Source organism: Ruegeria sp., from assembly GCF_965243365.1.
Lineage (GTDB): Bacteria > Pseudomonadota > Alphaproteobacteria > Rhodobacterales > Rhodobacteraceae > Ruegeria.
The window spans coordinates 2068994-2095633 of the sequence record NZ_CBDEUW010000002.1 but is presented as its reverse complement, the minus strand read 5'-3'; the positions used below and the strand labels follow the sequence as shown (position 1 = coordinate 2095633).

Annotated in this window: 25 protein-coding genes and 1 tRNA gene; 15 read left to right on the top strand and 11 right to left on the bottom strand. The window is 57.4% G+C overall.

The window, feature by feature from the left end; all coding sequences use genetic code 11:
* Nucleotide 1: 1 nt before the first annotated feature.
* On the bottom strand, nt 2-862 hold the full coding sequence (locus ACP0GE_RS14020; protein ID WP_424832544.1) for an N-formylglutamate amidohydrolase: 861 nt from the start codon (nt 860-862) through the stop codon (nt 2-4).
* A gap of 147 nt (nt 863-1009) precedes the next feature.
* Here ACP0GE_RS14020 and ACP0GE_RS14015 point away from each other — a divergent pair.
* Both ACP0GE_RS14015 and ykgO read left to right on the top strand, forming a co-directional pair.
* Nucleotides 1010-1084: transfer RNA gene (locus tag ACP0GE_RS14015), tRNA-Val, on the top strand.
* 90 nt (nt 1085-1174) lie between these two features.
* Nucleotides 1175-1300, top strand: coding sequence for a type B 50S ribosomal protein L36 (gene ykgO / locus ACP0GE_RS14010; RefSeq protein ID WP_008755722.1), 126 nt, complete (start codon nt 1175-1177; stop codon nt 1298-1300).
* Between the two features lie 95 nt (nt 1301-1395).
* Here ykgO and ACP0GE_RS14005 read toward each other — a convergent pair whose 3' ends face one another.
* A complete protein-coding gene (locus ACP0GE_RS14005) occupies nt 1396-2214 on the bottom strand; it encodes an ureidoglycolate lyase (protein ID WP_424832543.1) in 819 nt (272 codons plus the stop codon).
* A gap of 74 nt (nt 2215-2288) precedes the next feature.
* On the opposite strand from ACP0GE_RS14005, the gene ACP0GE_RS14000 reads away from it, so the two are divergent.
* From ACP0GE_RS14000 to ACP0GE_RS13990, 3 genes are all read left to right on the top strand, one after another.
* Complete coding sequence (locus ACP0GE_RS14000) at nt 2289-3305, top strand: Fe(3+) ABC transporter substrate-binding protein (protein WP_424832542.1); 1017 nt, start codon at nt 2289-2291, stop codon at nt 3303-3305.
* Between the two features lie 118 nt (nt 3306-3423).
* Nucleotides 3424-3978, top strand: coding sequence for a helix-turn-helix domain-containing protein (locus ACP0GE_RS13995; protein ID WP_424832541.1), 555 nt, complete (start codon nt 3424-3426; stop codon nt 3976-3978).
* A complete protein-coding gene (locus tag ACP0GE_RS13990) occupies nt 3975-4502 on the top strand; it encodes an N-acetyltransferase family protein (protein WP_424832540.1) in 528 nt (175 codons plus the stop codon). Before ACP0GE_RS13995 ends, ACP0GE_RS13990 begins: the two co-directional genes overlap by 4 nt.
* A gap of 8 nt (nt 4503-4510) precedes the next feature.
* On the opposite strand, the gene glp is transcribed toward ACP0GE_RS13990, so the two are convergent.
* Both glp and ACP0GE_RS13980 read right to left on the bottom strand, forming a co-directional pair.
* Complete coding sequence (gene glp / locus ACP0GE_RS13985) at nt 4511-5755, bottom strand: gephyrin-like molybdotransferase Glp (protein WP_424832539.1); 1245 nt, start codon at nt 5753-5755, stop codon at nt 4511-4513.
* Nucleotides 5756-6005: 250 nt separating this feature from the next.
* Entirely contained in the window at nt 6006-6260 is a 255-nt protein-coding gene (locus ACP0GE_RS13980) for a BolA family protein (protein WP_424832538.1), read from the bottom strand.
* 107 nt (nt 6261-6367) lie between these two features.
* On the opposite strand from ACP0GE_RS13980, the gene ACP0GE_RS13975 reads away from it, so the two are divergent.
* The 9 genes from ACP0GE_RS13975 to ACP0GE_RS13935 all read left to right on the top strand — a co-directional run bounded on the left by ACP0GE_RS13975 (nt 6368) and on the right by ACP0GE_RS13935 (nt 15839).
* Nucleotides 6368-6994 (top strand): J domain-containing protein, encoded by a 627-nt coding sequence (locus tag ACP0GE_RS13975; protein WP_424832537.1) that lies wholly within the window; start codon nt 6368-6370, stop codon nt 6992-6994.
* 34 nt (nt 6995-7028) lie between these two features.
* Nucleotides 7029-7502, top strand: coding sequence for a TetR/AcrR family transcriptional regulator (locus ACP0GE_RS13970; protein ID WP_424832536.1), 474 nt, complete (start codon nt 7029-7031; stop codon nt 7500-7502).
* Between the two features lie 271 nt (nt 7503-7773).
* Nucleotides 7774-8379: a methyltransferase family protein gene (locus tag ACP0GE_RS13965; RefSeq protein ID WP_424832535.1), complete on the top strand. Its 606-nt coding sequence runs from the start codon at nt 7774-7776 to the stop codon at nt 8377-8379.
* 149 nt (nt 8380-8528) lie between these two features.
* The gene (gene cobS, locus ACP0GE_RS13960) at nt 8529-9515 is read left to right on the top strand and encodes a cobaltochelatase subunit CobS (protein ID WP_424832534.1); all 987 of its coding nucleotides are present in this window, start codon (nt 8529-8531) and stop codon (nt 9513-9515) included.
* 13 nt (nt 9516-9528) lie between these two features.
* The gene (locus ACP0GE_RS13955) at nt 9529-10230 is read left to right on the top strand and encodes an aspartate/glutamate racemase family protein (protein WP_424832533.1); all 702 of its coding nucleotides are present in this window, start codon (nt 9529-9531) and stop codon (nt 10228-10230) included.
* Nucleotides 10227-12104 carry a cobaltochelatase subunit CobT gene (gene cobT, locus ACP0GE_RS13950; protein WP_424832532.1) on the top strand — a complete coding sequence of 626 codons (1878 nt, stop codon included), beginning with the start codon at nt 10227-10229 and terminating at the stop codon, nt 12102-12104. The genes ACP0GE_RS13955 and cobT overlap by 4 nt, the downstream gene beginning before the upstream one ends.
* 294 nt (nt 12105-12398) lie before the next feature.
* Nucleotides 12399-13565 carry a winged helix-turn-helix domain-containing protein gene (locus ACP0GE_RS13945; protein ID WP_424832531.1) on the top strand — a complete coding sequence of 389 codons (1167 nt, stop codon included), beginning with the start codon at nt 12399-12401 and terminating at the stop codon, nt 13563-13565.
* 77 nt (nt 13566-13642) lie between these two features.
* Complete coding sequence (locus tag ACP0GE_RS13940; RefSeq protein ID WP_424832530.1) at nt 13643-15433, top strand: aminopeptidase P family protein; 1791 nt, start codon at nt 13643-13645, stop codon at nt 15431-15433.
* Nucleotides 15434-15497: 64 nt separating this feature from the next.
* Nucleotides 15498-15839 (top strand): DUF427 domain-containing protein, encoded by a 342-nt coding sequence (locus tag ACP0GE_RS13935; protein ID WP_424832529.1) that lies wholly within the window; start codon nt 15498-15500, stop codon nt 15837-15839.
* A gap of 12 nt (nt 15840-15851) precedes the next feature.
* Here ACP0GE_RS13935 and ACP0GE_RS13930 read toward each other — a convergent pair whose 3' ends face one another.
* Genes ACP0GE_RS13930 through ACP0GE_RS13920 form a run of 3 tightly spaced genes read right to left on the bottom strand, consistent with a single transcriptional unit; the run spans nt 15852 to nt 20862 of the window.
* Nucleotides 15852-16868, bottom strand: a complete 1017-nt coding sequence (locus ACP0GE_RS13930; protein WP_424832528.1) for an Ldh family oxidoreductase — start codon at nt 16866-16868, stop codon at nt 15852-15854.
* 30 nt (nt 16869-16898) lie between these two features.
* Nucleotides 16899-18416 (bottom strand): trimethylamine methyltransferase family protein, encoded by a 1518-nt coding sequence (locus ACP0GE_RS13925; protein ID WP_424832527.1) that lies wholly within the window; start codon nt 18414-18416, stop codon nt 16899-16901.
* Nucleotides 18417-18432: 16 nt separating this feature from the next.
* Entirely contained in the window at nt 18433-20862 is a 2430-nt protein-coding gene (locus ACP0GE_RS13920; protein WP_424832526.1) for a GcvT family protein, read from the bottom strand.
* Nucleotides 20863-21061: 199 nt separating this feature from the next.
* Here ACP0GE_RS13920 and ACP0GE_RS13915 point away from each other — a divergent pair, with 199 nt between their 5' ends.
* Nucleotides 21062-21946 carry a LysR substrate-binding domain-containing protein gene (locus tag ACP0GE_RS13915; protein ID WP_424832525.1) on the top strand — a complete coding sequence of 295 codons (885 nt, stop codon included), beginning with the start codon at nt 21062-21064 and terminating at the stop codon, nt 21944-21946.
* A gap of 225 nt (nt 21947-22171) precedes the next feature.
* On the opposite strand, the gene ACP0GE_RS13910 is transcribed toward ACP0GE_RS13915, so the two are convergent.
* From ACP0GE_RS13910 to ACP0GE_RS13895, 4 genes are all read right to left on the bottom strand, one after another.
* On the bottom strand, nt 22172-23419 hold the full coding sequence (locus tag ACP0GE_RS13910) for an MFS transporter (RefSeq protein WP_424832524.1): 1248 nt from the start codon (nt 23417-23419) through the stop codon (nt 22172-22174).
* 185 nt (nt 23420-23604) lie between these two features.
* On the bottom strand, nt 23605-24621 hold the full coding sequence (locus ACP0GE_RS13905; protein WP_424832523.1) for an extracellular solute-binding protein: 1017 nt from the start codon (nt 24619-24621) through the stop codon (nt 23605-23607).
* The gene (locus ACP0GE_RS13900; RefSeq protein WP_424832522.1) at nt 24591-25967 is read right to left on the bottom strand and encodes a sensor histidine kinase N-terminal domain-containing protein; all 1377 of its coding nucleotides are present in this window, start codon (nt 25965-25967) and stop codon (nt 24591-24593) included. Before ACP0GE_RS13900 ends, ACP0GE_RS13905 begins: the two co-directional genes overlap by 31 nt.
* Nucleotides 25964-26629, bottom strand: coding sequence for a response regulator transcription factor (locus ACP0GE_RS13895; protein WP_424832521.1), 666 nt, complete (start codon nt 26627-26629; stop codon nt 25964-25966). Before ACP0GE_RS13895 ends, ACP0GE_RS13900 begins: the two co-directional genes overlap by 4 nt.
* Nucleotides 26630-26640: the final 11 nt, after the last annotated feature.

Below are 26640 nucleotides of genomic sequence, written 5' to 3'. Positions count from 1 at the left end.
CCTACTCTGCGGCCAACGGCAGCTGTTCCTGCCCAATACCGGCGATGCTCGAAATCACCTGGCGCATGACCTCTTTGAACTCGGCAAAATGCGCATTCGGCGTAATCGTGTCTTCATCCATGTAAAGCGCGCGGTCGATCTCGATCTGAATGGCATGCTGCTGGCGCGCGGGCCGACCGTAGGATTGGGTCACATAGGCCCCGGCAAACGGGGTATTCCGGGCAACCCGCAACCCGGCCGAAGCAAATGCTGCCTCAATCTGATCCACGATCAAACCCGACGCCGAAGCACCAAACCGATCACCCAGAACAATCTCGGGACGTTTGGATTTTGTATTCCCCGCAAGCGCGACCGCTTCGTGCGGCATGGAATGACAGTCAATCAGAATTGCCTGCCCGAACATTCGATGCGACTCGGCCAGCAAGGATTTCAGGCGTTTATGATATGGGCGCCAATAGGTATCTATGCGCAAACGGGCCTCATCCATCGTCAACTTGCCGCGATAAATTGCGCGCCCATTGGCCACGACGCGGGGGATGACACCCAGACCGGACGCCACGCGCGGGTTATGTCCGTTACGCCTGGCACCCTGGATCAGGGCCGGATCCAGTTCATCGGCACTGCGATTCAGGTCAAGATAGGCCCGTGGCATGGCCGCCGCCAACAGCGGCGCTCCAAATTCAGGGGCCGGGGCAAACAGCCGATCGACAAAAGCGTCCTCGGAAGACCGAATCACGTTGCGGTTCAGAACCGACCGCTGCAACAGGGCTTCGGGGTAGTGCTGACCGCTATGAGGCGAAGAAAACACCACGCATGAACTGCGGTTTGCTGGCATTTCCAATGCGTATGGCGCGTTCGACATGATCACTCCTTGGTCGGGACCAACATAGACTGGAAAATAGTTCTTCCAAACCCCTTGATCCCCAAAACGACTCCTTTTATAGAGCCCGTCACCGGCGCGGGGATCCGCGCCCCATTTCGTTATGGGGCAGGTCACGCAAAGGGACGTGGGCGGTTAGCTCAGCGGTAGAGCACTTCGTTGACATCGAAGGGGTCACAAGTTCGATCCTTGTACCGCCCACCATGAATTCACTGTCCGGGGCTTCCGGGCACCCGATTAACCCAGGCGCTGGCCACGTCTTTGATGAAGGCGCCGCAGATTGGAGACAGACCCATGAAGGTCAAGAACTCGCTCCGCTCGCTCAAGAACCGGCACCGTGATTGCCGCATTGTGCGTCGCAAAGGCCGCGTCTACGTGATCAACAAGACGCAGCGCAAGTTCAAAGCTCGCCAGGGCTGAGAGCAGGCATATAGCTGAATTAAAGAACCGCGCCATTGAGCGCGGTTTTTTTGTTGTTAACTGTGTCTGTTGATAGCGCATCCGCAGGATACGGATCAAAGGCGCTTAATCTTGTCTTCGCTCAGCGGGCAGGACAGATAGACGCCGAATTCCTTGCCCAGATCGGCGCTGACGCGCGCATGAACTGCGCCTTGACGGTCAAGAAACCTCTGATGGTCATGCACCGGGAACACGCCTTCGTGCCAAATACCTGCATGAATATATAGCCCACGCTGCCCATCGCACCAGAACGCAATCACCTTGTCCGGATGAAGATTGTCACCCGGCAGGGCCAGCGGCACGATGAACGGTTTGTTATCCAGAGGAAAGAACAGTTGCCCACCGTCCGGATGATAATTCATGTGCCATAGCAACACCTGGTCGCGCGGCTGGGTTCTTTCCTTAGTCTGCGCCTGCTGCGGGTCCGCAGACCAACCCAGAACGTAGTGGCCAGAAACGGCTTCGTTTTCCCCATACAGCACATCTCCGCGCCAATCACATTTGAACGTTCCTTCGACATAGCCGCCTTCGTCGCCTGTGCCCTCATCAATCGTTCGCCAGCCTTGCTGTGGCCAACGGGTAATTTCAATTTCAAAACCTTCGGCGTCGTCCACCAGGCATCCATATCCCTTAACGGATTCATCCGTTGCCAGGATAAGGGGGACTTCGTGCCACGGAAGTGATGGTTTTGAGCTTGCTTCGAAGATGTATTGGGGCTGGTTCATGTGGTTGCTCTGCTTAGGCTGGACTCTTTGGGTGACCATACAATCCATTGGACCAAAGGGAACCCAAACAACACCCCAGGCAGGTCTGAAATCATCGTTCGCCGTTGCAGCGACAATTTGGCCGACTAAATTTGTCAGAATTCCTTGCATCCCCCTAAGAATCCTTTAATTGACCAAATCAGTCGGGTTCTTACCCGTTGTGAATTTCATTTCAGGGAAACGTCATGCTGAAATCCTCCTCTTGCATTGCTGCCGCTCTGACGGCGCTGATTGCGACCTCCGCCGCCGCCGATGGTGAGTTGAACCTTTATTCCTCGCGCCACTACGACACGGATGAGCGCCTGTATTCCGATTTCGAAGAGGCCACGGGCATCACCATCAACCGTATTGAGGGCAAGGCCGACGAGTTGATCGCACGGATGGAAGCAGAAGGTGCCAACTCGCCTGCTGATGTCATGCTGACCGTCGACACCTCTCGCCTAGCGCGCGCCAAAGATGCGGGCCTGCTGCAATCCATTGACAGCGCGGTACTGGAAGAGCGTATCCCGGCCAACCTGCAGGACAGCGACAATGAATGGTTCGGCTTCTCGCAGCGCGGCCGGATCATTTTCTTCAACAAGGACAAGGTCGCCAATCCGCCAACCACTTATGCCGATCTGGCCAAGCCGGAATACAAAGGGCTGGTCTGCATCCGTTCGTCGACCAATGTCTATAACCAGACCCTACTGGCATCGATCATCACCAACGAAGGCGCAGAAGCCGCCAAAGCCTGGGCCGAGGGCGTTGTCGCCAACATGGCACGCGAACCCCAAGGCGGCGACACCGACCAGTTGCGCGGTATCGTATCTGGTGAATGCGACATCGCGGTGTCGAACACCTATTACTTTGCCCGCTCGATCCGTAAGGACGTCAAAGGACTGTCAGCTGATCGCGACATGATCGGTTGGGTCTTCCCCAACCAGGACAGCTATGGCGCGCATATGAACCTGTCCGGCGGCGGCGTTGCAGCACACGCTCCGAACAAGGAAAACGCGGTTTTGTTCCTCGAGTATCTGGCAAGCGATCAGGCACAGCAGTATTTCTCGGCAGGGAACGACGAATACCCGGCGGTTGAAGGTGTGGCTCTGGCAGAGTCGGTTGCGACGCTTGGCGATTTCAAAGCCGACACTGTGAACCTGTCCGAGGTAGCGAAGAACATCCCCGAAGCGCAGAAGATCTTTAACGAGGTTGGCTGGAAATAAGACTTCCCCTTTACTGGAGAGGCTAAGGGCGCAGGGTTTTCTGCGCCCTTTTTTGTTTGCAATATCAAAAAATTCAACATAATTTCTCTTATATAAGAATGATTCTCGTATATGATCCATGCTTGATAACCTCTCCAATCGCTTGGCTAACCGCCTGAACGAACTGCGCAAGGGGCGCGGATGGTCGCTGGAACAACTGGCTGAATACAGCGGCATCAGCCGGGCCACCCTGTCGCGGATGGAAAAAGGCGATGTCAGCCCAACCGCAGAAACGCTTGGCCGTCTGTGTGCCGCATATGGCCTGCCCATGTCGCGCTTGCTTATGATGATTGAAGACAGCTTTGACCCCAAGGTCCCGTTTGAGCGTCAGCCGGAATGGAGCGACCCAGAAACAGGCTTTACCCGCCGTTCGGTCTCACCTCCGGCAACCGGGTTAAACGGCGAGGTTATGGAAGGTCATCTGCCGCCGGGAACGGTCATCTCATATGACACGCCACCCAAGCCGGGCCAGGAACACCACCTGATCGTCGTGGACGGCGCACTGACCCTGACAGTTGACGGCATCGATCACGATCTGAGCGGCGGCGATTGTCTGCGATATCATCTCTCCGGCCCCACCCGGTTCGAAACCGGACCGTCACGAGGCGCGCGCTATTTGCTGGTTTTGATATGATCTCGCGGCTGACAAGTACCGATTTCGCCGATGCGTTGGGGGATCTGACCGATATCCTGCACAGCTGTGTACACACCGGTGCCAGTATCGGATTCATCTTGCCCTTCACCCCAAAGGATGCCCGCGCTTACTGGATGGATCATGTGCACCCTCATTTGGCCAACGGCACTCTGGATCTGTTCGTCCTTTATGAGGACAGTCGTATTCAGGGCACCGTGCAACTGATCCCGGCCGGAATGCCAAACCAGCCCCACCGTGCGGACGTGGCAAAACTGCTGGTCCACCCCAGCGCCAGGCGACGGGGGCTGGGCCGTAAATTGATGGAAGCGCTAGAGGTCCGCGCCAGAGAGCGGGGAAAAACCACACTGGTTCTGGATACGCGCAGCACGGATCCATCACGTATTCTATACCAGTCGATGGGCTTTCAAATTGCCGGGGAAATCCCGAACTACTGCCGCAACCCATTTGAGGATAAGCTGGAGCCCACCACCTACATGTTCAAAGACCTCAGCCAAACACCTTGAAGGGTCCGTCAAAATCGCAAAAACCCGAGCTGCTGACCGGCTGACATTTCCTCGGTTTCGGCAGGAATGATGGCAAGACCATCCGCTTGCGCCAGCAAGGCAACGCGCCCACTGTAAGACGCGGCCATCAGGCGCAATCTGGGTGTGCCGTCAGGCAATGTACCCTCAATCCTGACAGGCCTGTATTCCTGCCGACCCGCACGCCGTTCCAGTGGTTCGTCCAGCACGGCCTGCTCCGGGATCGGAACGGCCCGATGCAAACCGGCACGCCGCGCCATCATCTGTGATCCGATGATCTGCCAGGTCACATAGGCCGAAACCGGATTACCCGGCAATCCGATATAAAGCGCATTTTTTCGACGCCCGAACATGATCGGCTTACCCGGTTTCATCGCCACCTTCATCACATCCGTTTCCCCACCGATTTCAGTGAACAGAAGCGGCATGTGGTCTTCATCCCCAACCGATACGCCGCCGGTGGTTACAATCAGATCAGAAGTATCGCAGGCCTCGCGCAATACGGCCTTCAGCAACTCGGGCTTGTCCGCCACCGGGCCGCGATCCGAGAGCTCAATCCATTGCTTGTCCAGCAGGGCGAGCAGCATGAACCGATTCGAATTGTAAATCTGGCCTGGGCCAAGTGCCTCGCCGGGTTGACGCAATTCGCTGCCGGTGGAAAAAATCGCAACCCGCAGCTTGCGAAAAACCTTAACCTCTCCATACCCGGCCGAGGCCAAAGCGGCAGCCTCACGCGGACCAATCTCGCAGCCGCGGCGCAAGATGGGCGCGCCGGCTTCCAAATCTTCGCCCGCGCGTCGGATATGCTGGCCCGGTTTCGGGCAACGGGCAAAACGGATACCATCGGTGGTGTGTTCGCAATCCTCTTGCATCAAAACCGCATCGAAACCGGCAGGCACGGGTGCACCCGTAAAAATACGCAGGGCACCGCCTGCCGGAGCCGAGTGCCTACCGCTGTCACCGGCAGCGATACGCCCGATGACCGGAAGATCGAACAATGGCCCCTGTCCCAGATCGGACATGCGAACCGCATAGCCATCCATGGCCGAGTTGTCGAAAGCCGGCATATCGACTTTGCTGACGCAATCCTCGGCCAGAACGCGACCAATTGAATCGCTCAGCGAAAGGGTTTCCGTTTCGGTGACAGGATGGGCGGCGGCCAGGCCCCATTTCAGGGCCTCGGGCACTGACAGGTACGTTTGAGCGTTTCGGTCGCAAGCGCATCCATCAGCCATTTTGGTCCTCCAGTTGCCGGAACAAATCTCCAAAACTGCGCGTTCGGGCATCAACTCACGTCCAATGAATATCACCGGGGACGCGCTGTCATTGACATAGGTCACGATACGGTGCGCGGGACGATCAGTTGCATCCCGGTTTTGCCTGGTGATTTGATCCAGATAAAAGAGCGGAAAGGTTTCGGAAAATTAGCCGATCAGAATAACGGGAAAACCAGATTCAGGATCACCCTGGGCACCTCATCGCGGCCTATACGTCGATGTCGAGGGCCAGCGCGTGAATACGCGGCACGATGTCGCCCAGCGCCGCATGAACCGCCCGATGACGCGCAACGCGGGACTGCCCCTGAAACGCCGCCGAGCGGATCCGCACATTGAAATGGCTTTCTCCACCCTCACGAAACCCCGCATGGCCACGGTGGCTTTCACTGTCGTCGATCACCTCAAGCTCGCGCGGATCAAATGCCACTTGCAGACAGGTCCGGATTTCGTCGGTCACGGTCATTTTTTCGCCCAGCGGCAAAATTTTTGCCGCTCCCCTCTTCTACTCTGTGTTGCTTACGTTAAACTGCTGCCTCCGAGTCGAAAAGACGCGTTCGCAGGAGCAGGCCCATGGTGAAATCAGACCCATTCGGATTCGATATGTCCGTATCCAGCGCAAAAAAGAAGAACCCGCGCGGGCGTCGGGGCATGTCAGGCGCGTCGGAAACATCGGTTCGAATCTGCGACCATCCCGGATGTGAAGAACCGGGCAAGTACCGTGCGCCTAAAGCACCGGATGTGCTGGATGATTTCTACTGGTTCTGCCAGCAACACGTGCGCGAATATAACCAGAAATGGAACTTCTTCGACGGCACAACCGAGGCAGAGCTGAACGCGCAGCGGTCAAAAGACAAGGTATGGGAGCGGGAGACCAAACCCATGGGCGACCCCGAGGCGCGCGCCTGGGCCCGTCTGGGGATCGAAGACCCGCATCAAGTGCTGGGCTCGAACAGCACCCAGAACAAGGGCCGCACATCGGGCGGAGGCGGTCGCCGCCTGCCCCCCACTGAACGTCGCGCAATCGAGATTCTGGAAGCCAATGACAGCTGGTCCAAGGCCGAGGTCCGCAAGGCTTACAAAAAGCTGATCAAAGTTCTGCACCCGGATATGAACGGCGGCGACCGGTCACAAGAGGAACAGTTGCAAGAGGTCGTCTGGGCCTGGGATCAGATCAAGGACAGCCGGAATTTCAAGTGAATTGGATGGCAAACATATAGACCCCGACACGTCTATGGGAGATCTGACATCAGAACTCGGCATCAACCGCCCAAGCCTTTACGCAGCCTACGGTGATAAAGAGCAACTGTTTCACGAAGTGCTGAGTCACTACCACGAGACTGTAACTGCCAGTGATCGGCTGACCGTCGCGTCGGCGGAGTGCGCGAAAGACCTTGTACAGCAGCTGCTGGCGTCATGTGTTGCGCGCATTTCGGGGCACCAATTCTCGCCTGGTTACCTGATGTCCGGCGCAATGGCTGATCTGAGTTGTCTCAGTGAGGGATTGGTTTCAGACATCACTGAAAGACTGACGGGATTTGAGGAACAAACCGCGGATCGGTATGAGAGCTTTGGAGTAGCATTGGAAGAGGCGCAACAACGAGCGGCCAAGCTTGTTTTCATCATAACAGGCCTCAGCACATACGCACGATCAATTCCCGATCCGGCAAAGCCGTCCCGTATGGCAAATAGCTTTACCCGCGAATAATTATCCAGATTCGTGGCAGTTCGACACCTAAGGCGTTCGCCGATGGTCGCTGCGAGAGACCCAGACCATTACATGGCGGAAAGCGCTCTTGGCTTCCCTCGCACCAGCACCAATTGATAGGAAAACCACAACGTCGCACCAAGCCGGCTTGGCCCCGCCCCAAGCGCCATCTGTCCTCACTCTGTTACAAACCCTTGTTACGGCCTGTCCCATGGGCCGCTGCCGGTGCCCATGTCCGATCTGAACGTGACCTGTCTTGATGGAACGCGATATGGAAAATCTCCTTTACACAATTCATGCGAGCTCTTTTCTGGCTGCCCTTGGCTCGGCTCTGATGCTGGGTGGCTATCTGTCTATGAACCTGCGCCAACCACGGCTGGGGTTATGGCCCAGCGCAAGCGGGTGGCGGCATCACACTGCCTTTGGACTGTTCCGTTTGTTCTGCGGCGCGACTGTCGTTTTTGCGCTGTCCGAGGTCTGGATGAATGGCTGGGGCCATTGGGTTCGCTATGCAATAGGCGTGCCGATCATGGTGCTGTCCTTTGGGATCACACTGTGGGGGTATCGTTTCCTGGGCCTCGACAACACCTATTGCGAAAGCGAAGGATTGGTGACCGGCGGTATGTATGCCTATTCACGCAACCCGCAATACGTAACCTCGGTACTGGCCACCGTCGGACTGGGCATTGCAAGCGGGTCATGGATGACACTGGCCCTGGCAGCCATTCTGTTCGTGATCTACTTCCTGTTCGTCCTGAACGAGGAGCGCTGGCTGCTTCACGGATATGGCCGCGCGTTTCAGGAATATATGCAATCCACCCCAAGATTCGTGGACGAACGCAGCCTGTTGCGTGTTCGCGACGCAATTCTGCAATGACCTTCACCCAAGGCCCGTAAGTCCAGTTCCAAAGAAACATCCCGTCAGCCTTGCTGACGTGCCTCTTTCCCTTGCCCTTGCCCGCAATATGTTGCACCACACACGGGTTCAAACCCGGCAATACGGGCCAAAGGATAAGGACAAGGCACATGGCTGACGGATCGATCGACATCAACGCGAAACCCACCGAAGATATCTCGGTCCGTGAGGTGTTCGGCATTGACAGCAATATGGTAGTCAAGGGCTTTGCCGAACGCAGCGATCGTGTGCCTGTAATCGACCCGACCTACAAGTTCGACCCCGAGACGACACTGGCGATTCTGGCAGGTTTTGCCCATAACCGGCGCGTGATGATTCAGGGCTATCACGGCACCGGCAAATCGACCCATATCGAACAGGTCGCCGCTCGCCTGAACTGGCCCGCCGTTCGTGTGAACCTGGACAGCCATATCAGCCGGATCGACCTGATCGGCAAGGATGCGATCAAACTGCGCGACGGCAAACAAGTCACCGAGTTTCACGAAGGCATCCTGCCCTGGGCGCTGCGCAACCCCGTTGCCATCGTGTTCGACGAATACGACGCAGGCCGCGCCGACGTGATGTTCGTAATCCAGCGCGTGTTGGAGCATGACGGCAAGCTGACCCTGCTGGACCAGAACGAGATCATCACGCCGAACCCGAACTTCCGTCTGTTCGCGACCGCGAACACCGTGGGTCTGGGTGACACCACTGGCCTGTATCACGGCACGCAGCAGATCAACCAGGCGCAGATGGACCGCTGGTCGCTGGTCTCGACGCTGAACTACCTCAGCCACGATGCCGAGACCATGATCGTTCTGTCGAAAGCCCCGCATTACAATACCGCCGAGGGTCGCAAGACCGTCAGCCAGATGGTCACCGTCGCCGACCTGACCCGGACCGCCTTCATGAACGGCGATCTGTCGACCGTGATGAGCCCCCGGACCGTGATCAACTGGGCCCAAAACGCCGAGATTTTCCGCGACGTAGGCTACGCCTTCCGCCTGTCCTTCTTGAACAAATGCGATGAGCTGGAACGCCAGACGGTGGCCGAGTTCTACCAGCGCTGCTTTGATGAGGAACTGCCGGAAAGCGCGGCGAGTGTGAGCTTGGGGTGACAGGAGGTCCGCCGTGCATATCGGGTTGATTGGCGGGATCGGTGTTGCTGCAACGGTGGTCTACTATCAGCGGCTGAGTTCCGCTATGGCCGAGCGTGGAAAGCCATTACAGCTAACCATCGTTAATGCAGATGTTCAGGAGTTGATCCGCAATAGTCTGGCGGATGAACGCGATGCGCAAGCGCAGGTCTACGCCGGCCTCATCAAACGCTTGAAAGCGGCGGGTGCGGATTGTGCCGCAATCACCTCTCTGGGCGGGCATTTCTGTTATGATGAGACAGTACCGCTGTCACCGCTACCTATTGTCTCGGCGGTAAAACCCTTGGATGATTACTTTGCCAACCAAGGTCTAAAAACCGTTGGGTTGCTGGGGACGCGGGTTGTCATGCAGACAAAACTCTATGGCCAGCTAAAGAAGACCAATGCTGTCGCACTGGAAACCGAGATTGAGAGTCTAGGACAAACCTATCAAGATATGGCGGTTTCCGGGTTTTGCACCGAGCACGACCGCGAGGTTTTCCTGCGCGCGGGTCGACAGATGATTGATGTCCTTGGGGCAGATGCGATTGTGTTGGCAGGAACCGACTTGAACCTTGCCTTTGATCAACAGGACCCGGGCTATACAGTAGTGGACGCGCTTGACGTACATGTGGATGTGCTCGCGCGTCTGGCAAGTGATGAAATGACACTTGAAGAAGCAGGGGCTGACCGATGAGCAAACCCAACGACAACCCCGCTGATCCGTTCAAGAAGGCCTTGGCCGAGGCCACCAAGGTCATGGCCGACGATCCGGAACTGTCGGTGACCTATACGGTCGACCCCTCGGGCGTGTCGGGCGAGGCGATGCGTTTGCCGCAGGTTTCTCGGCGCATGACCCGGGAAGAAGTTCTGTTGGCGCGTGGAACAGCGGATGCTCTGGCGTTGCAGCGCAAATACCATGACGACGCGACCCATGCGCGCTATGCGCCCCCGGGCGATATGGCGCGCGATCTATACGAGGCGATGGAGGTTGCCCGATGCGAGGCCGTCGGTGCGCGGGATATGCCCGGCACCGCGTCCAACATTGACGTCAAGATCGGGCATGAAGCGATCCGGCGAGGCTATGACCAATGTAAGCAACCCGCCGATGCGCCGTTGCATGTGGCTGCGGGATACCTGATCCGGCATTTGGCCACAGGACGCGATTTGCCGCCCGCAGCCGAGAATGTCATGAACCTGTGGCGCGGGTTTATCGAAGAACAGGCGGGCGAAACGCTTGAGAACCTTGATGAGATACTCTCGGATCAGGCTGAATTCGCCAAGTTCACCCGTCAGGTGATCAAGGATCTTGGCTATGGCGACCAGCTGGGCGACGACCCGGATGAGCTGGACGACCAGCAGGAAGATCAGGCTGAGGAAGACGCCGAGGAACAGCCCGATCCCGACAGTACCGGACAGGACGATCAGGAAGAGCAGGACGCCGACGCCAATCCGGAACAGGTCCAGGAGGAACAGCAGGATCAGTCTCAGGCCCAGGTCTCGATGGACGAGATGGCCGAGGATGAGATGGGCGATGAGGCGGAAATGCCCGAAGGTGAGGCACCAATGGAGCCTCCTGCCCCACCACCGGCATCCGAGGCCGACCCCGATTACAAGGTCTATCTGAATACCTATGACGAAGAGATCGCGGCCGAGGATCTGGCGGAACCCGCCGAGCTGGAGCGGCTGCGCGCCTATCTGGATCAGCAGTTGGAGCCGCTGAAAGGCGCCGTCAGCCGTTTGGCTAACAAACTACAGCGTCGGTTGCAGGCGCAGCAGAACCGAAGCTGGGAGTTTGACCTTGAGGAAGGCATTTTGGACGCCGGACGTCTGGCCCGTGTTGTCGCGAACCCGACCACACCGTTAAGCTTCAAGGTCGAGAAAGACACCGAGTTCCGCGATACTGTCGTGACGCTGCTGCTGGACAATTCGGGTTCAATGCGGGGTCGCCCAATCTCGATTGCGGCAATCTGCGCAGATGTTCTGGCGCGAACGCTAGAGCGCTGCAATGTGAAGGTCGAGATTCTGGGCTTTACCACGCGGGCGTGGAAAGGCGGTCAGGCACGCGAGGCCTGGCTGAATGATGGCCGCCCTCAGCAGCCCGGACGCCTGAACGACCTGCGTCACATCATCTACAAAGGGGCCGATGCGCCCTGGCGGCGCGCGCGACCTAATCTTGGCTTGATGATGAAAGAGGGCCTGCTGAAAGAAAACATCGACGGCGAAGCGCTGGAATGGGCACATCGCCGGATGATCGTGCGGCGTGAGCAGCGCAAGATCCTGATGGTGATTTCGGATGGTGCGCCAGTCGACGATTCAACACTCAGCGTGAACCCGGCAAATTATCTTGAGAAACATCTGCGCGACGTCATCGCCATGGTGGAAAAGCGAAAGATGGTGGAGTTGCTGGCCATCGGGATCGGGCATGATGTGACCCGCTACTATGACCGGGCCGTCACGATCACGGATGTCGAGCAACTGGCCGGTGCAATGACCGAGCAACTGGCTGCCCTGTTCGACAGCGATCCACGCGCACGAGCGCGGGTCATGGGGATGAAGCGGGCCAGCTAAACCGGTTGACCCCGTCCTGTCGGGCGGAATAACCTCCTGATTACCCAATCCCTCACGGTCGTTCTGCGTCGCCGCTCGATTCGGGGATGGGCTGTGCGGCACCTGTGCCGAACGGCAAGATGGCGCAGCAATGCGGTGTCGAAGGGTGGCATCATCGGTATCTCCTGTCTGTTGCCTTTAATCTGGCAACCTGGCCGCCCTCCCGCTTGAAGACTTTCCTGAGAAATCCCTGTGAAGCCCTTGGGATACCCATTGAACCTTGTGGCCCCCATCGAAACGGAGTGTATTCGGCCCATGCGCTATGAATTTGCAGATTGTGTTCTGGATGTTGACCGGCATGTGCTGCTGCGCGGCGGTGAGAACGTGTCGGTTGAACCGCAGGTCTTTGATTTGTTGGAACTGCTTGCCGAAAACCCGGGCAAGCTGGTGGCGCGGGAAGAGATTATCGAACGGGTTTGGAACGGCAGGTTTGTGTCGGATTCGACCATCAGCGCCCGCATCGCCGCAGCGCGGCGGGCAGTTGGGGATGATGGCAAAGCACAGCGCATCATCCGGACGATTGTGCGGCGCGGGCTTCAGATGGCGGCGGATGTGACGTGTGAGACCGACGCCGGTTCGAGCGGCGACAGTCAGACGCAGCGGCTGCAATATGCGCGAAGCACCGAAGGATACGCCGTTCCGTATACGCTTTTTGGTGAAGGACGACATGTTCTGCGCATCGGATCGGTCGTGCATGATCTGGAGGCCGAATGGCGCATCCCCTCTGAGCGCACCCGATTACAGGATATGGCAAGCCGCTTCCGATTGCTGCGATACAACAAGGACCATGGTGTCAGTTCAAACAACGACCATCAGGCGGTTTATGATAAACGGATCGACGAAATCCTGAGCGTCACGCAAGCGGCCGGATTTGACCGGTTTTCCATACTGGGTGAAATGGGCGGCACCTTCCCCGCCCTGCATTTTGCCGTAAGACATCCTGAGCGGGTTGAAAAGCTGGTGATCTCTGGTGGTTGGGCCGAAGGGCGAGACCATCGCGACGATGCGCAACTGCCCGACTCGATCCGGACACTGATCGCCGAGGGATGGAACACCCCGGGCAGCGGCTATGCGATGGGTGCGGAATTCAGCTATTTTCCGGAAGGTCCGCTTGAGAGTGTTCGGCACATGGTTGACGAAATGCAGGCCCTATATTCCAGCGAGGAAAGGCTGCTGTATCGCGATATCGCCAATCGCACCTCGATCCTGCATCTGCTGTCACAGGTGCAATGTCCCACCTTGGTCCTGCACGGGCGGCGCACAGCCGTTCACCCCCTGTCCGAAGCCCGCAAGCTGGCAGCCGGAATACCCAAAGCCTCGCTGGTGATCCTTGAAACCGCCAATCAGATCCCGCTGCCGGGCAACGACGCGTATGGCGTGTATATCCAGACCTTACAGAGCTTTCTGGAAGCCGAAGACTAGCGCCGCATCGGGGCGCTGGACATTTTCCATCTCAGGCCGCAGGTTTGCGCCCGACAAGACCGACGAATGAGGCCCCCATGTTCCAGAGCTTCGAAGTGACCGCGCGCCCCGAACAAGGCCCGCCCCGACTGGCAGCACTACGCACAGAACTGGAGCGTGAAGGGCTGGATGGGTTCCTGATTCCCCGCGCGGATGCGCATCAAGGAGAGTATGTTGCACCTCGGGACGAACGCCTGGCCTGGTTGACCGGTTTTACCGGCTCGGCGGGGTTTTGCGCCGCACTGCGCGATGTGGCGGGTGTGTTCATCGACGGGCGCTATCGCACGCAGGTCAAGGCCCAGGTCGCAGCCGAATTTACACCAGTGCCATGGCCGGATGTCAGCCTAAGCAGTTGGCTGAAAGAGCAGCTTCCAAACGGAGGCAAGGTCGGGTTCGATCCCTGGCTGCACGCGGCGGGGCAGATTTCCGAAGCGCGAAAAGCGCTGCGTGGCAGTGGTATCGAGCTGGTACGCTCTGACAATCTGGTAGATCGGGTTTGGGAGGATCAACCGGACCCACCCATGAACCCGGTCAAGATACACCCTGTCGAATTTGCGGGAGAACCGGCAGTGGACAAGATCGCGCGCTTGGCAGAGAAGCTGCAAAAGGCGGGGCATTCCGCCGCCGTGATCACGCTGCCGGATTCAATCATGTGGCTGCTGAATATTCGCGGATCGGACATTTCCTACAATCCGGTTGCTCATGGCTTTGCCATTCTGCACGCGGACGGTCGGGTCGACCTGTTTATGGCCGCAACCAAGTTGGCCGGGATGAAGGGTCACCTGGGCCCAAAGGTGACGCAATACGAACCCGGGGATTTTCTGGGCGTTGTCCAGACATTGGACGGCACCGTACAGGTTGACCCAGGTACGGTACCGCAGATTGTCGCCGACGCTCTGGATCAGCGAATGGTGGAAGGCGGCGACCCCTGCGCCCTGCCCAAGGCCTGCAAGAATGCGGCGGAAATCGCCGGCAGCGCCGAGGCGCATTTGCGCGACGCCGCAGCAGTAGTCGAAACCTTGTGCTGGCTGGACAAGCAAACCCCCGGTGATCTGACAGAGACGCACGTCGTGACCCGGCTGGAGGAAAACCGGCGCAAAGACAATGCCTTGCAGGATATATCCTTCGATACCATCGCGGGCACCGGACCCAACGGTGCGATCATGCATTACCGGGTGACCGAAGAAACCGACAGCACGCTTGAAAGCGGTCACCTGTTGGTACTGGACAGCGGCGGTCAATATCTGGATGGCACCACCGACATCACACGGACAATCGCAATCGGCGAAGTGGGCGACGAAGAGAAAGCCTGCTTTACCCGTGTGCTGAAGGGCATGATTGCAATGTCGATGCTGCGCTGGCCCGTGGGCCTTGCCGGGCGCGATATTGAGGCCATCGCCCGCATGCCACTGTGGTTGGCAGGTCAGGATTTCAACCATGGCGTCGGTCATGGCGTCGGCGCCTACCTGAGCGTTCACGAAGGCCCTCAGCGGCTGTCGCGGGTCAGTCATGTGCCACTGGAACCCGGTATGATCCTGTCGAACGAACCGGGATACTACCGCGAGGGCGCTTTTGGTATCCGAATTGAAAACCTGTTGGTGGTGCAGGAAGCGATCTCATTACCGGGTGGAGACGATGAGCGCGCCATGCTGTGCTGGCGCACTCTGACCTTCGTGCCGGTCGACCGGCGATTGATCGTTGTCGACATGCTGACACGGGATGAGCGCGCCTGGCTGAACGCGTATCATCGCGACGTTGCGGAAAAAATCCGCCCAAGGCTGGGCGAAGAGGCGCAACTGTGGTTGGATGCCGCAACCGCGCCGATCTGACATCGGACTGTTACATAGAACGGGCAGAGGAGAGGCCCTGAAAAAGACGAGGGAAGGAGCAGCAATGGCTGAGATCACGATCCGAAAGGCAACCGGCAAATGGAGCGTCCGTTCAGGCGGCGCAATTCTGGGCGAGACGACCGGTGCGCTCGAACTGCTGGAAGGCGACAAGGATCCGGTGATCTATTTCCCGCGCGCCGATATCGCCATGGCCTTTTTGGACCGGACCGACAAGGTTACGCATTGCCCCGGAAAGGGGCACGCTGCGCATTTCTCGATCGTCAATAAATCGACTGTGACCGAGAACGCCGTGTGGAGTTATGAGGATCCGATCCCCTCGGTCGTAGAGATCAAAGAGTATCTCGCCTTCTATCCAAACGAGTCGGTGAAGGTAGAACAGCTGTAAAGCCGCGGGGCCTCAACCCCGCAGTTGATCAAGCTGTGCCAACAATTCGGTACTGACCGCGACGCCTTTCTCAGTGGCGTCGTTGCGTTTTGACAACCGACCATCCCCCGGAACCCGAGCCGTGCCATTCCCCTCGATCTCAGCGTAGATCCGGGTGACGTAATCACCAAATGCCGGATTGCCGAACCGGCTTGGATCGATTGCAATCAAAGTGGCCCCGCCCTTGATGTTGAGCGCGCCATGCGCCTCGCGTGATTCATTGTCGACGGACAGAGTTCCGCCGGCAAGGGCAGCACCAAGGACTTCAACCAGTAGGGCGATGGCCGCACCCTTGTGTTCGCCGAAAGGCAACAGGCTTCGGGTTTCCAAAATGGCGTTAGGGTCCGTGCTGGGCTCGCCAGTTGTGTCCAGCCCACCCGCGCGCGGCAGGTCGTGACCCTCGGCAGCGGCCATTTTCACATCCATCAACGCCACAACCGAGGACGCCTGATCCCACACGATCGGCTCGGCCCCATCGCGGGGGCATGCAAAAGACATCGGATTGGTGCCAAAGACGGGGCGGAGACCACCTTGCGGCACCACCATGGACAGCGAGTTCACAACGCCCAGCGCAACCAAACCAGCCTGTGCCAACGGTTCGGTATCAAATCGCAATGCGGCCAGATGGTGGCTGTTGGTGCAGGCAAAGGCGGCAATCCCGTTTTCACGCGCCATCGCGATCAGCTCATCCCGCGCCTGCGCGGCCGCAATCTGAAAATACCCGTTGTCGCCATCTCCGCGCAGAACTGATGGGGCCAGACGGGTAATTATCGGGTTAGGCGTTGGATTGGCATAGCCCGATGAAAAGCTTTGCTCATAAATCGGCAACATCCGTAACCCGTGGCTGCGTGGGCCATCGCGCTCGGACATCATGACAAGGTTGGCCAGAACATCGCTGCCGTGATCATTCATACCACATGCAAGAAAGACAGATTTCGCGAGACTGCGAACCTCATCAAGTGTCAGTGTTTTGGTCGCAGTCTCAGCCATATGTTCGTCCTAACCTGTGTGTCTGTCAGCCTATCCGCTGTATTCGGCCCGTTTCTTTGCCACGAATTGATCCAGCGCACCGCGTTGATCGTCGGGCATCGACGGCTGCACGTAGTTGTCCAGAATACGCTGGGCCTCCTCTGCTCCGACAGCCTCTGCCGATTTCGATCCTTCCGCCTCCCACTGTTCAAAACTGTCATTGTTTTGCAAGAGGTTCATGTGCATTGGGTTTTCCCGCGTGTGATCTGTGCCCAGGAAATGCCCCCCCGGGCCGATCATGGCGATGTCGTTCAGCAGGGCGTCCAGGTTTTCATCCAGAAGGCCGCTGAAAAAGCGATGAAAGTTCTCCAGCTGCACCGCATCCTGCACCCATTTCGCATAGCTGACGCCCAGCGCGCCTTCAACGATACCTGCACCGTGAACGATGTAATTCGCCCCACCCAGCAGCACAGGCCACATCGCATTGGCCGAGTCATAGCCCGACTGCATGTCCGCCGCTTTTGAGCCGGTCCACATCGTACAGGTCCGCCACGGCACGCCGTAATGCCGGGCCATCTGGCCCACAAGCAGGTTCATCAGGCCGGGCTCAGGCGATCCCATCATCGGCGCGCCGGTCTTCATCGAAACGCCCATGATCGCCACGCCCAGAACCATCGGAGTCCCCCGTCGGATGATCTGGCTATAGGCCATCCCGGCCAGTCCTTCGGCAATCAGCAACGCTACACCACCTTGCGGACTGGCCGGGGTCGAGGCTCCGGCCAGAACAAAGGGTGATAGCAGACACGGCTGGTTGGCAGCAGCGTAGACACGCAAGCTCTGCAACATGGTTTCGTCCCAGACAAGCGGCGTGTTGCAGTTCAGCAGCCCGGCCATCACCACATTGCTATCAACGAAACCCTCACCAAACACGATGCGCGCCATGTCGACCGTGTCCCGCGCGGCCCGCTCAGACAGGACCGACCCCATGATCGGTTTGTCCGTCAGGGTCAGCACCCCGTGCACCAGATCCAGATGACGTTGCCGGACGGGAACATCCTGCGGTTCGGCAGGCAGAATGCCGGGCACCATCATGGCCTGACTCATCTGGCTGAGCTTAAAGAAGTTCTGCGCATCCGCCAGCGTCGAAGGTCGCCGCACACCGTCCAGACCATAGACAAACGGTGCGCCATAAGCGTTGGCAAAAACCGAATTCCGATGCCCGACCCGCAAAGAGCGTTCGGGGTTGCGTGCGGCATAACCCCATTCGGACGGGACGGTCGAGATCAGGTCCATCAGCATATCCCGACCAATGCGCACACGTTCACCGTCCACGTCAGCGCCGTGCTTTTTCCAGTCGGCCAGGGCCACCGGGTCGCGGAATTCGATGCCGGTTGTTTCCAGAATTGTCATCGCCGCGTTGTGGAGCCTGTCGACTCCTTCCGGCCCAAGCAGGTCAATCGGTCCGACCCTGTTGTTCAGGGTCGACAAATAGACCGGCGCAGGATTTGTACGAGCGCGCAATCGCGCGGCGCGGCCACCGCGGGCTGCGCGTGCTGTTGCCTGTGTCATTGACAATCCTCCTTGCTCAGGCCCGCGCACGGGCGCTGGTGGGGTCATATGCACAGGTGTCGAGCACCTGCGCTTCACGCATCTCGTTGTGAACCAGAACCTGCATTTTGGTGCCGGGTGCGGTCAGTTCAGGCGGCACCAGCGCCATCGCAATGTCGTGGTTGCAGTAATATGAGAACCCGCCCGAAGTCACACGCCCGACCAGCCTGCCGTCTTTGTAGACACCTTCATCGAACATCACCGAGGTGTCGCAGAACGGCAGTTTCAGCGTGACCAGACGGTTGTATCCGCCCCTCTCCATTTGTTTCAAAAGGGCCGCTTTGCCGATGAAATCCCGGCCTTCGGTCACGACGAACCGATCAAGGCTCGCCTCATATGGGGTTACGTCCTTGCAGATTTCACGATTGATCGCGCGATAGGACTTTTCTAGCCGCATCGACTCCAACGCCTCGGCTCCAAAGGGTTTGACGCCCGATTTCAGCAATAGATCGACCAGGTGGCGGTTATATCCGACGGGGTGGTGAATCTCCCACCCCAGTTCACCAGTGTAGGAAACGCGCAGCAGGTGGACACCCTTGGCATAGCCCACCTCACCCATCTGCGCCGACAACCACGGGAATGCGTCGTTCGACAGAGCATTATCTGTCAATGGTTGCAAAATCTCCCGCGATTTCGGCCCGGCCAGCGCGATCACACCCAGCTGTTCCGAGACATCTTCCAGAAGGACCGAGCCATCCTTGGGCAGAACGCGTTGCAACTGATCCCAGTTATAGGCTCTCCAATTCGGGGTGGAGATCAGATAGAAATCATCCTCGGCATACCGAACAACAGTGTATTCCGCATCCATGCCGCCCTTTTCGTTCAGCATCAGTGACAGTGTCATCCGGCCCACCTTGGGCAGCTTGTTGGCCATGATGCTGTCCAGCCAAGCGGCGGCGCCGGGGCCACGCACGGTGAACTTGGTCATCGGCGACATTTCGATGAACCCGGCTTCTTCTCGGGTCACGCGAACTTCTTCCTGTACCAGTTCCATATGATCGGTGCGGCGGAAGCTGTGTTCAGGGATCGCCTTATCCGGGCTGCGCGCGAACCAACGCGGAAACTCGTAGCCATTGAAGGTGGTCCAGACTGCGCCGTGCGCCGTCAGCAGATCATACGAGCCTACAGTCTTCATCGGGCGCGCATCCGGGAAATCCTCACCCGGGATATGGGCGTTCATGTGAGTCCCCCAGGTCTCGCGCACCTTATCCATGGTCCAACGTTTGGACGCATAATCCGAAAACCGGCGTGGGTCGAGTTCAGACATGTCCATCCCCGGATCGCCCTCGACGATCCATTTGGCCAGACGGTTGCCCACGGTGCCACCCCACAGGATGCCGCCCGGCATCCCTTCGGCCAGCCACAGGTTTTCATGCCCCGGCGCAGGACCGGCCAGCGGCAGCTCATCCGGCGTCATCTGAAACGGGCCACGTGTGTTGGCCTTGATGCCAACCTCGCCCAATGTCGGCACGCGCTCGATAGCACGTTCCCATTGAGTCTCAACCGCATCAAAATCCTCGGGCAACAGATCAGCCCCGAAATCAGGCGGCACGCGGTCTTCGGCAAACAGTTTGAGGTCCTTGGTGAATTCATAGGGGCCAAACTGGATGCCGCCCACATCCTCGCGCAGATACGCGCCATAGTCCTCATCCCTTAAAATGGGGAATTCCGGCAAACCCTGCGCGCGGCGCTCTTTCAGCAGAGGGACGGTTTCTGTCGTCCAATATTGGTGAACAATCGGGATGCAGGGCAGATCAAGCCCAACCCTCCGCGCGTTTTCTCGGGCATAGTTCCCGGTTGCGAAAATCAGGTGCTCGCAGGTGATATCGCCCTGATTTGTGGTGACTTTCCAATAACCGTTATCCAGCTTCTCGTAAGATTGGGCCTCGGTTTTCTGATAGACCGTGGCCCCTGCATCGCGGGCCAGTTTGGCCAGCGCCATGGTGATGTCCGCCGGGTTCACATAGCCGTCTTCGGTGTGCAGGATACCACCGCGAATATGCTCGGACTGGTTCAACAGCGGATGGATTTCGGCAATCTCTTCGGGTGTCACCAGCTTGCAAGGCACACCGGCAGCCTCTGCGATCGAAATGTAGGACTGAAACTCATCCCAACGCTTCTCGGTATTGGCGATGCGCAGCTGTCCCACCTTGCGCAGACCAACCGAGGTTCCCATCCTCTTCTCGACCTCGCTGTAGATGCGTATGGTCTCCATCGTCATCTGCGACACGTTGCGCGAACGCACGAAGGTCACCAACAAGCCCGCAGCGTGCCATGTAGACCCCGAGGTCAGCGTGGTGCGTTCCAGCATCACCGCATCCGAGCATCCGTGCTCGGTCAGCCCGTACAGGATCGAGGCGCCGACGCACCCGCCCCCAACAACCACGACTTTTGCATGTGATTTCATACCAGGATCCTTCAAATGTTGCCGCGGTTGTCCGGCACTATGCCCAAGGTCTAACCCGCACGACCCACGCAATAACGAGACCCGAAGGGCGGGTTTGAGGCAAGCGCAATAAAATTCACTTTGGATTACCTGAGCTAATGCTAATCTGCCAATGGACACTATAATTGTAACGCCAATACGAGACTCAGGACAAACTCACTTGCCCACCAGACCCTATGATCTTCCCCCGGTCAGTTCTTTGATAAGTTTCGAGGCCGCAGCAAGAAACGTCAGCTTCAAACAGGCGGCAAATGAGTTGAACGTAACCCCCGCCGCGATCAGCCATCAGGTCAAGGCTTTGGAAAAGGACCTGAATTGCACCCTATTCCATCGCTACCACCGGGGCGTCCAGCTTACCGAAAGTGGCGCATATCTGCTGGTCGCCCTGCAGCGCGGTTTTGAAGGGATCAGCGAAGCGCTTGGACAATTGCGGGCCCAGCATGGGCGCACTTCGGTCACGATCCGCTCTACAACAGCAGTGAGCTCCCTGTGGCTGACACCGCGCCTTGCCCAGTTCTGGAGGAGATACGGCCATATCTCAGTAACTCAGGTCGTCAGCGACGCAGTGACCGGTTTGGCGGAATGCGATCTGAGCATTCAATACGGCGACCATGCTGGCAGTTCAGGCATCAGCCGGGCGCTGTTCCATGATCAGATCATGGCGCTTGGCAGCCCCCGCTTTGCCGAACAGAACCCGATTTCCAGCATCGCCGAACTGGCCTCTCGCCCACTGATCCACATGGACGCACCCGAGACCGGCTGGCCGGACTGGCGCGCATGGTATGATGCCGTGGGATACCATGGCCCACTGAACACGGCGCACAGGGTGAATAATTACATCATCGCGCTACAGGCCGCCCAAGATGACATGGGCGCAGTTTTGGGATGGGAAGGACTGACAACCGAACTTGTCACGTCTGGTAAACTGATACAGCTGCTGCCCCAGACAGTTCCATCGCCGACGGACTTCTACGTGACCTTGCACAACACAGCATCAGATCGCGCCAAACTGGTTTTTGATTGGCTCTGCGAGATGGCGAGATAGGTACACGCCTAGGAGGCATTGAAACTACATAGCTCAGCCCGAATGCCTCGTTGTCACCAACTGCCCCAGTGGCTTCGAATTTCTAACTCCGGCACACAACGCCAAGACGCGCGTAGTCTGGACGCTATGGCAACTGAAATCCAACTGAACCGCGATCATCCGGTATCGCGGCAAAACCGGTCACGCATCAAGAAAAGAAAGCTTCTTAAAACCGAGCGGCAGCGATCATTTTCCCTTTGTGTCCAGGGCTTGGACCTCCGGATGTCGAAACAGCTTTGCCATGGCGATCAGGGCCAGAATGCAGCAGGCGATTGCAATTAGGAAAGGCATCCGCAGGTTGATCGCCATCAAAGAACCGCTCAGAGCGGTAATGGTTCCAGAGCCCAGTGCGTAGATTGCGACCGTGACACCCATCACCCAGCCTTGCTCATTAGGCCCGACACTCCCGGAAAACAGCGAAAGCATGGTCGGGTACATAATCGCAAAGGCAACTGTTATCGGTATGATCAGCACATATGAAAGATTGGCTACAGGGTTGAGCATAAACGCCAGGATTCCCAGCCCCATCGCAGCTATCGAAATATAAAGAATGGGAAACTTTTTGTAGCGCTCGTGAAGCGGTGCGGTCAGGTACGCACTGCCAAAGGCCATGGATGCCCCGAACACGGCCAAGGCCATACTGTTTTGCAATGTGTCGAACTTGAACCGACTCAGAAGATAGGTATCGATAAAAAAGAAAAACGCGTTCAGACACATAAGCGAAAACAGCATCACAACAGAAAGCCGCAGGACGACGGGGTGCGAAAAGACCTTCCACAGATTCAGGACGACGTCCAAAAGCCCAAAATCGATTTTTTGTTTTTTGAAACCGGGCTCCGAGAAAAACAGCATAATCAGCGCCATGTTGATCAGGATAAGGCCGATGGCGACATAAAACGGCAATTCCAGAGAAGCGAATGAGCCCATCAGGTTTTGGTCGCTCAACAAACCCGAGATCAATGGGCCTCCCAACAAGCCCAGGGCAGACGCCGCCACAATCATCCCAAGGTTCTTTGACTTTTCCTGATCGTCATGGCTGATATCGATCAAAGCAGCCTGGGCAATGGGTTGATTGGCGGTTGTGAAGCCGGAAATCGCACGCCCCAAAAGCAACAGCCAATAGCTGGCTGACATGATCGCGGCCACGGTCAGAACATATCCGATCAGCGCTCCGGTCAAACAGATCATGATACCTTTCTTGCGCCCGATGTAGTCTGACACCTTGGCAATGAAGGCGGCACCAAAGAAGTAAAACAGAAAGAAGATCGCGATCAGCACCGTGTAATCAAACTGCCGGACGTTGGTCGGTGTGTCACTTGGCAGGAAAGTTTGCTGCGGGTCTAACAGGATCGTATTGAAAATCGGCAGGATTAACCCAAATCCCATCACGTCAATGAACACGACAAGCAATAGCGACAATCGGGACAGGTTCATAACAGCTACCTCAATACAAATCTTTTCCGATCGAACTTGAAAACACGTGTCGCCCACGACCCAGGTTTTCGAAATCTCAAAACCGCCTGCGGCTATCCTATTGATCAAATTGTTTCAAGTCCAATTGGGCCAAGTTGATCGTGGCGTGGTCAGTCAATCCAGTGACGTCAATTCCTCGTCCCAACCTAATTCTGCAAAATGGCGCTTTCCCATTCCGACAGAAACGCCCGCCTTTTCAGTTGATCGAGAAACACCAAAAGCCCGGGGCCCAGGCGGATACGATTAAGCGACGGTTCTACGCGAGTCAGGTCAAGCTCTGGATTGGTCAGGGGCATCACCGCGGCCCCGTGCGACTTTTCCAATAGGTGGTCGATGAACTCACCCGAGAGTTCGGCGGATGGCGCATTGCTTGGTATCATGGCGGTGCGCAACATAACGGTGGTAAAATCCGAAGGCAGAATGATGGCGAAATCTTCTCTATCTTCTCGATTGATCGCATAACTCCCGAGAACATTATACGCGATCAGCAACTCGCCGGATTTGACCGCGTCAATCATGTCAGAGGAACAGCAATAAAGCTGTGCGTTCAGCCCTCCCATGACTTCTGTCATTCGCCAGTAGATTTCAGAAGCTCGGGTATCTTGGGTCGCAAACAGATAGCCCAAACCGGACTGACGCACATCATATGTACCGATCCGGCTTTGGAAAACCTCCGGGTATTGGCGCAAAAGGTTGATGAGGTCGTTCCGGGTTTCGGGCAGCGGCATGCCTGCAAACCCGGTTTTGGACACCACAATTGCTGCCGGTTCCTGTGTGAATGCAAACAGCATGTCGTTCCACACAGCCCAATGCGGCAGGGCCTCGGTAGCCTCTGAATTGTAGGTTTGTGCCCAGCCATCATTGGCCAGTTTGGTTTGCAGGTCCATCGCGCTGGAAACAACGATGTCAAAGGTTTCACCCTCTTCCACGATGGCTTTCTGTAACTCGGTGGAACTGGCAACCGTATAGTCTATGGTTGTCTCCGGATACGACGCAAGAAACGACAAGATCATCGGTTCGAAGAACGCAATATCTGCCGTCGAAATAATCCGAAGGACCTGCGGGCTGTCCGACGGGCCGAACCGGGCAACAGCTTCTGCCTCGAAGGCGCTGCTCCAGCCAGCGGTAAAAATCAGGACAAAGGAAACAGCAAGCTGACGCATGCACCACCTCTTGGGTTGTTGCTGATCTGCAGGATTCCGCCATGGGCTTCGACCACCTCTTTCGCGATGGTCAGGCCCAGCCCGGACCCGACAACGGCCTGCGCGTTCTTGCCTCGGGCAAAGCGCTTTGGAAGCTGCTCCAGCTCATCTGCCGGAAAGCCGGGACCGGTATCTTTGACGGACACCTCCGCGTGATTTTGATGGCGCTCCAATACAACCTGGATCTGAGCTCCGGTTGGGGCGTATTTAATGGCGTTGTCCAGAAGGTTGTGCAGAGCGTTTTGAACAAGGATGGGATCACCCATTATAATGGAATTCTGCGTCCCTATGGCCTCCATCGAGATGTCCTTCAGCTCAGAGGTCGGGCGCAACCTTTCGACCGTGTCCTGAACAAGGCGCAACAGGCTGATCTGTTCGCGCGCCAGATGGTCAAGCCGAAACGTCACCATGGCGTGATCCAGAAGCTGCCCGGCGGTGCGTGAACTGTCATCGATGGCGTGGATCATTTCCTTCAGCGCTTTGCTGGTTTCCTGATCGCCGGATTTGCGCTGCGCAACCTCTGCCTTGGTACGTACGATAGCCAACGGCGTGCGGACCCTGTGAGCCGCTTCCGCAATAAAGTCTTCAGATCGCGCAAGAGACTGCTGCAATCGCTTCATGAGTGAATTCAAAGACGCAACCAAAGGCACCATTTCCGAAGGAACCGGCGCGGCCACTGGTCTAAGGTCTTTCGGGCCTCTGCGCGAGACCGACGCTGTAAGTCTGTCCAGGGGGCGGATCGTGCTGCGAGAGATGATCCCGGCCAAAAGAACGGAAACCAGAAAGAACCCCGCCCCGATGGTCATGGACGTACGCGAAATCCGCGCCAGGGTGAGTTTCTGCCCCGATAGGGTCTGCGCTACGGAAACTTTCAGAAAACTGCGCCCGGCATCCGTTGACATTCGTCGCCTGACTGAGGCGATCCGCACATCCTCGCCAAGAAACATGGTCGAAAGAAAGGCCGGCCCTCCGCCGGGGTCGCTTGTCGGCTCGGGCAAATCGGCGTAGCCACTCAGAAACTCGCTTTCAAGATGGATTGCGTAGAACACACGCTCGTCTGAAATGCTGTCCAGCATGGACAGGGCCGAGTACGGAAGGTCGATGCTGATCTCTCCACCGCTTAAACGCGCGCTGTCCAGAATGGACAGGGCCGAGGCTGCAAGGACATTGTCCTGACTTTCCTGCGCCACCTGCCGGGCAACGGATTGCACCACAAAATACACAACGAAGGCCAGTAACGCCGCACTTGCAAGCAATGATAGCAACAGCCTGTGGCGAATTGAGCCATGCGCGACGGGCGTGCTCATTCAACCTCCAGCTTGTAGCCAAGCCCCCGAATGGTCGTGATTTTCACCTGCGAATTCTGTAGATGACGCCGAAGGCGTCCGACATAGACCTCAATCGCGTTTTCCGAAACCTCCTCGTCATAAGAGAACAGCCGGTCCACAAGGATGGATTTCGGAAATACCTGACCGGGCGCATTCGCGAAGACCTCAAACAAACGCAGCTCCCGGGTGCGAAGCTGAACGTCGTGCGACGGGAATTTCAGCGTTCCGGAAAGCGAATCGAACCGCAGATCGCCGAGGACCAAAAGGTTCTGTGCCGCCCCTCCACGCCGACGCAGAACCGCGCGACAGCGGGCTTCAAGCTCGGAAAAATCGATCGGCTTGACCATGTAATCGTCGGCCCCGAGATCGAGAATGCCAACGCGGTCCGCGACTTCGGAACGTGCTGTAAGGACAATAACCGGCGTGCTTTCTTCTTGTTTTCGGTGTCGGGTAAGAAAGGTTCTTCCGTCACCATCGGGGAGCATAATATCAAGTAAAATCAAATCATAAGACGTCGTTGCCGTAAAGTCGCGCGCGGTCTGAATATCTGGCGCATGGTCTACAACATGGCCATCCAGCATCAGCCTGTCCACGACAGCTTCGGCAAGTTGTTCGTTATCTTCGATCAGAAGAAACCGCATCGGGACGTTTC